The 8,375-nt window shown below is 62.5% G+C and carries 11 protein-coding genes; 8 read left to right on the top strand and 3 right to left on the bottom strand.

Annotation, left to right across the window (positions count from 1 at the left end; all coding sequences use genetic code 11):
- The first annotated feature begins 303 nt into the window (after positions 1-303).
- The 4 genes from VL15_RS33175 (at position 304) to VL15_RS33165 (ending at position 1,766) form a co-directional block, all read left to right on the top strand.
- Positions 304-627, top strand: coding sequence for a DUF7716 domain-containing protein (locus VL15_RS33175; RefSeq protein WP_048251035.1), 324 nt, complete (start codon positions 304-306; stop codon positions 625-627).
- Between the two features lie 202 nt (positions 628-829).
- The gene (locus VL15_RS43355; protein WP_230684575.1) at positions 830-967 is read left to right on the top strand and encodes a hypothetical protein; all 138 of its coding nucleotides are present in this window, start codon (positions 830-832) and stop codon (positions 965-967) included.
- On the top strand, positions 964-1,302 hold the full coding sequence (locus tag VL15_RS33170; protein ID WP_329955978.1) for a DUF4265 domain-containing protein: 339 nt from the start codon (positions 964-966) through the stop codon (positions 1,300-1,302). Before VL15_RS43355 ends, VL15_RS33170 begins: the two co-directional genes overlap by 4 nt.
- A 104-nt stretch (positions 1,303-1,406) precedes the next feature.
- On the top strand, positions 1,407-1,766 hold the full coding sequence (locus VL15_RS33165; protein WP_048251039.1) for a hypothetical protein: 360 nt from the start codon (positions 1,407-1,409) through the stop codon (positions 1,764-1,766).
- Between the two features lie 78 nt (positions 1,767-1,844).
- On the opposite strand, the gene icmH is transcribed toward VL15_RS33165, so the two are convergent.
- The 3 genes from icmH to tssJ form a co-directional block, all read right to left on the bottom strand.
- On the bottom strand, positions 1,845-2,627 hold the full coding sequence (icmH, locus tag VL15_RS33160) for a type IVB secretion system protein IcmH/DotU (protein ID WP_048251034.1): 783 nt from the start codon (positions 2,625-2,627) through the stop codon (positions 1,845-1,847).
- On the bottom strand, positions 2,624-3,970 hold the full coding sequence (gene tssK, locus VL15_RS33155; protein WP_048251033.1) for a type VI secretion system baseplate subunit TssK: 1,347 nt from the start codon (positions 3,968-3,970) through the stop codon (positions 2,624-2,626). Before tssK ends, icmH begins: the two co-directional genes overlap by 4 nt.
- 102 nt (positions 3,971-4,072) lie before the next feature.
- The gene (gene tssJ / locus VL15_RS33150; RefSeq protein ID WP_048251032.1) at positions 4,073-4,684 is read right to left on the bottom strand and encodes a type VI secretion system lipoprotein TssJ; all 612 of its coding nucleotides are present in this window, start codon (positions 4,682-4,684) and stop codon (positions 4,073-4,075) included.
- Positions 4,685-5,058: 374 nt separating this feature from the next.
- Between tssJ and VL15_RS33145 the strand changes: the two genes are divergently transcribed.
- The 4 genes from VL15_RS33145 (at position 5,059) to VL15_RS33130 (ending at position 8,317) form a co-directional block, all read left to right on the top strand.
- Positions 5,059-5,688: a tetratricopeptide repeat protein gene (locus tag VL15_RS33145; protein ID WP_048251031.1), complete on the top strand. Its 630-nt coding sequence runs from the start codon at positions 5,059-5,061 to the stop codon at positions 5,686-5,688.
- Positions 5,689-5,720: 32 nt separating this feature from the next.
- Entirely contained in the window at positions 5,721-6,236 is a 516-nt protein-coding gene (gene tssB / locus VL15_RS33140) for a type VI secretion system contractile sheath small subunit (RefSeq protein ID WP_006484395.1), read from the top strand.
- Positions 6,237-6,251: 15 nt separating this feature from the next.
- Positions 6,252-7,742, top strand: a complete 1,491-nt coding sequence (gene tssC / locus VL15_RS33135; protein WP_048251030.1) for a type VI secretion system contractile sheath large subunit — start codon at positions 6,252-6,254, stop codon at positions 7,740-7,742.
- A gap of 71 nt (positions 7,743-7,813) precedes the next feature.
- On the top strand, positions 7,814-8,317 hold the full coding sequence (locus tag VL15_RS33130) for an Hcp family type VI secretion system effector (protein ID WP_048251029.1): 504 nt from the start codon (positions 7,814-7,816) through the stop codon (positions 8,315-8,317).
- Positions 8,318-8,375: the final 58 nt, after the last annotated feature.

The following is an 8,375-nucleotide window of genomic DNA, read 5'->3' as shown; positions in this document are numbered from 1 at the left end:
ATCGACCGGTTGAATCCGCAGTTCGCATGCGACAGACGGATCGACACCGACAGGATCTGGCGTGATGTGCTGCCAGACGAATTCTCGGACTGGATCGATGCATTCGACATCGTGTATTTCGGGCAACCGATCTAGCGGATTGCGGTTCGTCGGGAATGCGCTGTGGAGCATCCGGGCAACGTGCAATGTCCGTGACCAAAGACAGCCGGCCAAGCCCATCAGCGTGGAATTGGCATAATCATGGCTTGCCGCCGCGATTTCTCGGCAACCCCGACGATTCACCCAGTTACAACTGCAATACCCATGTCGATCTCCACCGCGACCGAAGTGTCGCTGAAGCACATTCTTGAACACCCTGGCGATTTCTCCGGATGGCTCTGCCTGCCACCGATGCCGTGGACGCTCGATACCGAGGGCATCTTCTCCGAAGACACGAAGGACGCAGACACCGACGAAAACACGGCGCCCGTCATCGCGACCCAACCCGGCTGGCAAGTCACTCTGGACAGCGCGACAATCGAGGACATCGTGATCAATGCGCACGACCAGGTCGACGAGCCGAGCGTTACGCAATTGCTCGACGCGTTCGTCTTCTATGTCGAGAACGACGCATTTATCCTGTTCTGATGATGCGCTAGTCGCGCGATGACGATCCCCGGCGATGTGCTGCATGCCCATTGTTCGACCGCTACGGCGCCAGCTCCTGGGCACCATTACGCGTCGCGCCATCCCTCATGGATTTCGCCCGCGTGCCGCGATGAGACGCGCCGGCTATGCACGTGCGGCAAGCTTTTGACCGGAATACGACCTCACACATGGTGCGAATGATATGCGCGACCACGAATTCGAAGTGATCTACGTCTACGCAGGCCGCTCCAGCGACGGGCATCCGGTTCACGAAGAACTCCCCGCGCGCGAAATCGCCCCAGGCGACCACGAACTGCTGGCGTCCCCCGGCTCACGCTGAATCTCGCCAAAGGCGACATCATCCGCATCGACGATCCCGATCGCCCCGCGACCGTAGTGAAGCGCGGCGGCAACTACTGCATCCAGGTCTACGGCGACACCATTCCACACGACGAAATCGACCGGCTCGCACACGAAGTGGAGATCGAACTCGACGGTCGTCACGGTGGATCGCTTGCGCTATCGGTGCCGTCGAAGGCCGGTGACGAGCGAATTCGCGCAGTATTCGATGGCTTTACCGCGAGAACCGGTCTCGCGTGGTACTACGCGAACATCTACCTGAACTTCGAAGATCCCGACGACGAGACGTTGCTCGACTGGTGGATCGACCGATAACGGAACAGCACCGATCGAGCGACCGGAACGACCACGCGTCGGGCGCCGGCCTACTTTTCATTCGGGCTAACTCGTCGCACGACAGGAAAAGGAATGGAATGAACATGGCAGACGATCCGTCGGCACTGCTTGCGCATCAGGAAGCTATCTGCACGCGATACGGCCTATCTGCCGCCGAACCCGAAGACATGGTTGCCATCGCGATGTCGACGCTTGGGCAGATGCCTGTCTACGGCACGCGTATCGCGCTATCTGAAGGCGACAACATCGGCTGGTTTTTTCATTGCGGCGAATTTTCCGACGCCGCCGATTTTTACCAGCCGCTGCACGCCGCGCATCTGCCCACGTACTTGCCGTTGGTTCGACCGTACCTGAGGTTACCGCCCGGCGCGCGCTTCATCATCGACGGCGCCGGCTACGAAGATGTCTGGGTGGATTTGCCTGCCGATGACGCATCGCGGTAAGCCCTCGACGGCCCACGACACGCTGCAACAAAAAAGGACCGCTTAGCGGTCCTTTTCGCGCGCAGCAACCCGCACCCCTCACGGCAACGAAATCGTCAAATTAGCCGACTCCGGCCCCACCTTGATCACCTGCGAATAAGGCGCCAGCGCCTGCAGCGTCTTGTCCTTCAGATACGTGTTGAGCCCGAGGAACCCGAGCAACGCAACCAGCGCAAAAACCGCCCCGATCGCCCACACCGGCACCTCGCGCTTCAACCGATGCGCAATCTGATCCGGCAACGGCCAATGCGGCGCAAACGGCGCGCGCTTGCCCTTCATATGCGCGATCTCATCCCCGAGCCGTGCCGTCAGATAAGCGAGCTTCTCCGGCCCCTCGAGCAGATACTTGCCCTGGAACCCGAGCAGCAGGCACATATGAAACACCTCGAGCGACTGCAGCCGCGCCGCACCTTGCGCACGACATTCCTCGAGATACTGGAAGAACTTCTCGCCCGCGAGCTGTTCGCCGAACAGCACGAGCTGCAGCGGCCGCCGTTCCCAGTCTGCACGGATCTTGAACTGCGACGACAGCACCATCTCGTCGATGGCCGCACAGAAGGCGAACTTCGCGCCGTACACGTCCTCGGCGGCAATATTCAGCTTCTTCGCACCGCGCTCGAAATCCGACAGGAATTCCTGGATCTTCGTGCTGAACTCGCTCGCGCTGTCCGGCTCGCGGCCGTTCTTGAGCAGGAACAGCATGAAGAACCCGTCGTACAGCAGGTCGACCAGCGAACGGGCCTGGAATGCGGAATCCGTCGACGCCGGGGTATGCATGGGGGCCGGCGCGTTGTCGCCGAACAGGGAAGGCGCGTAGCTCATGATGTGACCGCGATCAGTTCGAATTTCAGGTCATTGATGCCAGTCGGCGCGTAGATCATCGCGGACTGGGCCTGCAGCATGCGCTCGTACAGCGCGCCGCGCGAATCGAGCGAGAAGTAGCAGGCGCCGGGTCGCACGGGGATCGCGGGCGGCACCTGCGGCGTGTACGAGAGCCGCACGCCGGGCATCGCCGACAGCACGAGCTTGTCGACGTCGTCGGGTGCGCCGACCTTGAAGCGGGCCGGCACGGCATCGACGAGCTCGACGCTCGGCATGTCCGCGGACACCGCCAGATAGAACTCGGTCTTGTCGTCGATCTTGCCCGAATCGAGGCGGCCGAGGTGGAACGACGGACGCACTTCATCGAGCGTGATCGAGAAGTAGCGCGTCGAGATCACGGTGTCGAGCAGCTCGCGCAGTATCAGGTCGAGACGCGCAAAGCTCGGGCCCGGATCGTCGTGGCGGTACACGGGCAGGTCGGCGAGCGTATAGCCCTTCGAGAACGTCATCAGCTGGCCCGCGAGGCGCAGCAGTTCCTGGTACAGCCGCTCGGGATGCAGCGCCGCGTGCTGGTGCAGGTGCGCGAGCGTCGCGAACGCGGCGTTCGCGGTGTGCAGCAGCCAGAACGACGCGATGTCGCCCGAACGGAACTCGATGATGTTCTTCGACGGCTCGCGGTGGAAACCGTACAGCGCGTTCACCTTCGCCTGCAACGCGTCGACCAGCTGGCGCAGCCGCTGGTGCAGGATCGGCGAAGCCTCGATCGCGAGGCACGGCGGAACGAAGCTGTCGTCGATCTCGAACCCGGACGTCGCGGTGCGGCGCACCCGCACGAGCGGCACCGACAGCAACTGGTCGCGCGGTTCGCTATGCGCGATCAGCTTGACCTGCGTCTTCAGGAACGTGATGTCGGCTTCGGCCGCGTCGGTGAAATTGTCGGCGACGCTCGTCTGCTCGCTGACGAAACGCGTCATGAAGCCGGCGGCCGGATCGTCGCTGTAATTGGTGCTGTTCTCGCGCAGCGGGTGCAGCGCGAGATAGAACACGAATTCGTTGATGCCCTCGGGCAGCGTGTCCAGCGCGATCGGCGGCGGCAGCTCGTCGGCCTGCGGCCCGGCATACAGCGCGCCGTCCGGGAACACGAGCGCGAGTTCGGCAACCCGCAGCACGTTGCTGCCGAGCGCGTCGCGGTCGATGCGCACCGAGCGCACGCCCCAGTTGTAAGGCTGGATCGCCTGGATCGATTCGAACAGGCGCGCTTCGTGGTACGCGTCCTGTCGCTGGAAGTGTTGAGGCCGGAGGAACAGCCCTTCCCCCCACAGCACCTTGGCCGAATAACTCATGTCAAATCCGGTTAATGTCGCGTTGCGAAGTAATCGATTTGTTCGTGCCCGAATTAAATCGCCAATTGTTAACTCTTGTTAATTGACATTCGTGCGTCATGCTTAACCGCAAGAGACCGAAGACAGCATATTCAGCGGTTGCGAAGGCGCACCTTGTTGCGGTGCGATGACGGTGCCGTCGGTGACCGTCATCGCGCAATTATGCAGGCCGATAATTATGCCGGATTTCTCCGACTTTACCGGATCGAACGTCAGTTTCCATCGTTGTAGTGCGGGATCGCGGAACAGTGCGACGATGCCGAATGCCTGCGCTTCGCGCGAAACCTTCTCAGTCGCCGTGTAGCGCTGGCCCGGAATCAGCGTGATTTCACGCACGTTCAGCAGGTCGGCACCGAGCGCGGCCTTTTCCTTGGTCGGATCGGTAAATGCGTCGAACGGCGCTTGCTGGAACGACGTCGGGTCCTTCAGCGCGTAGAGCCGCACGACGAGCGCGAGCGGTTTGTTGTCGGTCGCGGCATTCAGGTTCGGCGCGGCGGCCAGCGTGAGCCCGATATTGCGCGGCGGCTTTTGCGCGTCCGGCAGGTCGGGCTTGCCGACGCCGGCAGCCTGCAACACAGCGCTCGCGGCCGAGCCGAGCAGCGGGGCGGCCGCGCATCCGGCCAGAAGGGCGCAGGCAACCAGCGGCAGCGCGTAGCGAATCATGGACGATCTCATCGTGTTTCCGGCGTGCCGCCTTTGTCCCTGTCAGAACTGCTGGGTATTTCCGCGTTCAATGCGTATCCCCGGCATTGCACTGTTCAACTATTAAGCACGCCCGCGTCGTGGCAAGCGCTCGGAAATTTTTTCCGCCGCCCGGGCGGCGCGTCGCGAGACCAGTAAAACTTGCGCATTCCGGCCGAAAGAAAAACCGCTGCGAGCCCGCAGCGAAAGGCCATTCGAGGGGGTAGCGCCCGGATTTAAAAGGAATTACTCTTCACACGACGATTGAATTATGAAAAATTGATCGGTACTATACCCGCGCGCTTCTTGCAAAGCAAAAGAACCAGATTCTCAACGATTTTAAAACTCACGCGCCGGTGGATATAACGATGAAAGACCGTCTCTTCGCAAAACTGTCTGGGGTAGTAGTGGCTTGCGGCGTGATCGCCGGCTGTGCGAGCCAGCCTCCCGCGCCGCCGACTGCCGAGGTGTTCAACAAGTCGCTGGCCGATGCGGACGCGGTTGCGAAGGCGGGTGACCAGGACAAGGCCCTCGGCCTGTACCAGCAGCTCGCGAAGTCGGATCCGACGCGCGAGGAACCGTGGTCGCGCATCGCGCAAATCCAGTTCGCCCAGAACCATTACGGCCAGGCAATCGTTGCCGCCCAGGAAGCACTGCAGCGCGACGCAACCGACCGTCAGGCGAAGAGCGTGCTGGCCGTCGCCGGCCTGCGGATCGCGACGCAGTCGCTCGGCGAACTGCGCCAGGATTCGTCGCTCGCGGGCGACGCGAAGTCCGATGCGCAGGCGCTCGCGAAGCAGCTGCGCGACACGCTGGGCGAATCGGCGCTGTTCCCGCCTGAAACGAAGGCCGTGAAGCCGCGCCCGCCGCGCCGGATCGTCCATCGTCCGAAGGGCGCCGCCGCACCGGCAGCCGAAGCAGCGGCGACCACCACGCCGACGCCGCCCACCGCACCGCAAAAGGGCGGCGGCGATCCGTTCGGCGCACTGCGCAACTGACGCGACAACTACAACCAACCTGGGAGCCGTCGATGGCCAAGAAAGAAAGCATTCAGAAAAGCTTGCAGAAAATACGGCCGCCGCGCGTCCAGCTGACCTATGAGGTCGAAAAGGGCGATGCGATCGAGGTGAAGGAACTGCCGTTCGTCGTCGGGGTTGTCGGCGATCTGGCGGGCCAGTCCGAAATCGAGCAGCCGAAGCTGCGCGACCGCAAGTTCGTCAATATCGACCGCGACAACTTTGACGACGTGATGAAGGCGATCGAGCCGCGTGCCGCGTTCCAGGTGGAAAACCGCCTGAGCCCGGAAGGCGGCAAGTTCGCGGTCGACCTGAAGTTCCGCTCGCTGTCGGATTTCAGCCCGGACGAAGTCGTCGAACAGGTCGAGCCGCTGCGCCGCCTGCTCGAGGCACGCTCGAAGCTCGCCGACCTGCGCAACAAGCTCGCCGGCAACGACAAGCTCGAGGATCTGCTGTCCGAGGTGCTGAAGAACACGCAGCAGCTGCAGGAGCTCGCCAAGGGCACCGGCGGCGACAAAGACGGCGAATGACGACGGAGTGTTGAGATGAACCAGCAAACGGCTGCGGCCCAAGCCAGCGGCGCGGAATACGCCGCCGGGACCTCGCTGCTCGACGACATCGTCGAGAAGAGCAAGGTCGCGAAATCCGATTCCGAGCATGCACGTGCGAAGGACCTGATCGGCGAACTCGTGCACCAGGTGCTCGACGGCACGGTGATCGTGTCGGACAACCTGTCGGCGACGATCGACGCGCGCGTCGCGGAACTCGACCGCCTGATCTCCACGCAGCTTTCCGCGGTGATGCATGCGCCGGAATTCCAGCGCCTCGAAAGCACGTGGCGCGGCATGGATTACCTGGTCAAGGAAAGCAACACCGGCCAGACGATCAAGATCAAGGCGCTGCACGCGCCGAAGCGCGACCTCGTGCGCGATTTCAAGGGCGCGAGCGAGTTCGACCAGAGCGCGCTGTTCAAGAAGGTCTACGAAGAAGAATTCGGCACGTTCGGCGGCTCGCCGTTCGGTGCGCTGATCGGCGATTACGAGATCTCGCGCCAGCCGGAAGACTTCTACTTCATCGAGCAGATGTCGCGCGTCGCGGCGGCCGCGCACGCGCCGTTCATCGCGTCGGCGTCGCCGGAGCTGCTCGGCCTCGAGACGTTCTCCGATCTCGGCAAGCCGCGCGATCTGGCGAAGGTGTTCGACACGGTCGAATACGCGAAGTGGAAGTCGTTCCGCGACTCCGAGGATTCGCGCTACGTCGGTCTGACGCTGCCGCGCTTCCTCGGCCGCCTGCCGTTCAATCCGAAGGATGGCCAGACCGCGGAACGCTTCAACTTCGTCGAGGACGTCGACGGCACCGAGCACGACAAGTACCTGTGGTGCAACGCTGCTTGGGCATTCGCTGCGCGCCTGACGGCCGCGTTCGACGACTTCGGCTGGTGTGCGGCGATCCGCGGCGTCGAAGGCGGCGGCCTCGTCGAGGACCTGCCGACCCACACGTTCAAGACCGACGACGGTGAAGTCGCGCTGAAGTGCCCGACCGAGATCGCGATCACCGATCGCCGCGAGAAGGAGCTGAGCGACCTCGGCTTCATCCCGCTCGTGCATTGCAAGAATTCCGATTACGCCGCGTTTTTCGCTGCGCAGTCGGTGCAGAAAGCAAAGAAATACAGCACCGACAGCGCGAATGCGAACGCCGTCCTGTCCGCTCAGTTGCAGTACATCTTCTCGGTATCGCGCGTCGCGCACTACCTGAAGGCGATGATGCGGGACAAGATCGGCAGCTTCGCATCGGCGCAGAACGTGGAAACTTTCCTCAACCGGTGGATTTCGCAGTACGTCCTGCTCGACGACAACGCCTCGCAGGAACAGAAAGCACAATTCCCGCTGCGTGAGGCATCCATACAAGTGTCGGAGATTCCGGGCAAGCCGGGCTCGTATCGTTCGGTCGCGTTCCTGCGCCCGCACTTTCAGCTCGACGAACTCTCGATTTCTCTGCGACTTGTCGCTGATCTGCCCAAATCGGCAAATTCATAAGCGAGCAAAATCGCCCGGGCGGGCCGCCTGGGTAGGACGTTAAAACCACCTCTTTGGGGAGTAGAAGGACCATGTTACACATTCACTTGCAGTTTGGTAGCCCGGCAGTCAAGGGCGAGTCCGCGGACAAGGACCATCAGGGCTGGCTCGAGCTGAAGTCGTGGGATCACTCGATCCTGCAGCCGCGCTCGGCGACTGCTTCGTCGGCCGGCGGCCTGACGCAGACGCGTTGCGAACACGGCGACATGGTGTTCTCGAAGGAAATCGATTCGGCGAGCCCGCTGCTGTACCAGCACGCGTCGGGCGGCACGACGTTCGACGAGGTGACGATCCATTTCTCGCGCGCGGACGGTGAAGGCAAGCGCGTGCAGTATCTGGAAGTCAAGCTCAAGTACGTGATCATCTCGAGCATCGCGCCGAGCGTCCGCGAGGAAGGCCTGCCGATCGAGACGTTCTCGCTGAAGTACGCGGCCGTGCAGTGGAAGCAGACCCAGCAGAAGATCGGCGGCAACCAGGGCGGCAACACGCAGGGCGCCTGGAGCCTGACGAAGAACGACAAGACCTACGCGGTCTAAGGTCGGTTGCGGCAACGGGGCGCGCGGCGACCCGTTGCCGTTTTAGCAGTGCATGCCG

This window comes from Burkholderia cepacia, assembly GCF_001039005.1.
Lineage (GTDB): Bacteria > Pseudomonadota > Gammaproteobacteria > Burkholderiales > Burkholderiaceae > Burkholderia > Burkholderia theae.
The sequence above is the reverse complement of the archived record's forward strand: the minus strand, read 5'-3'. Positions and strand labels throughout refer to the sequence as shown.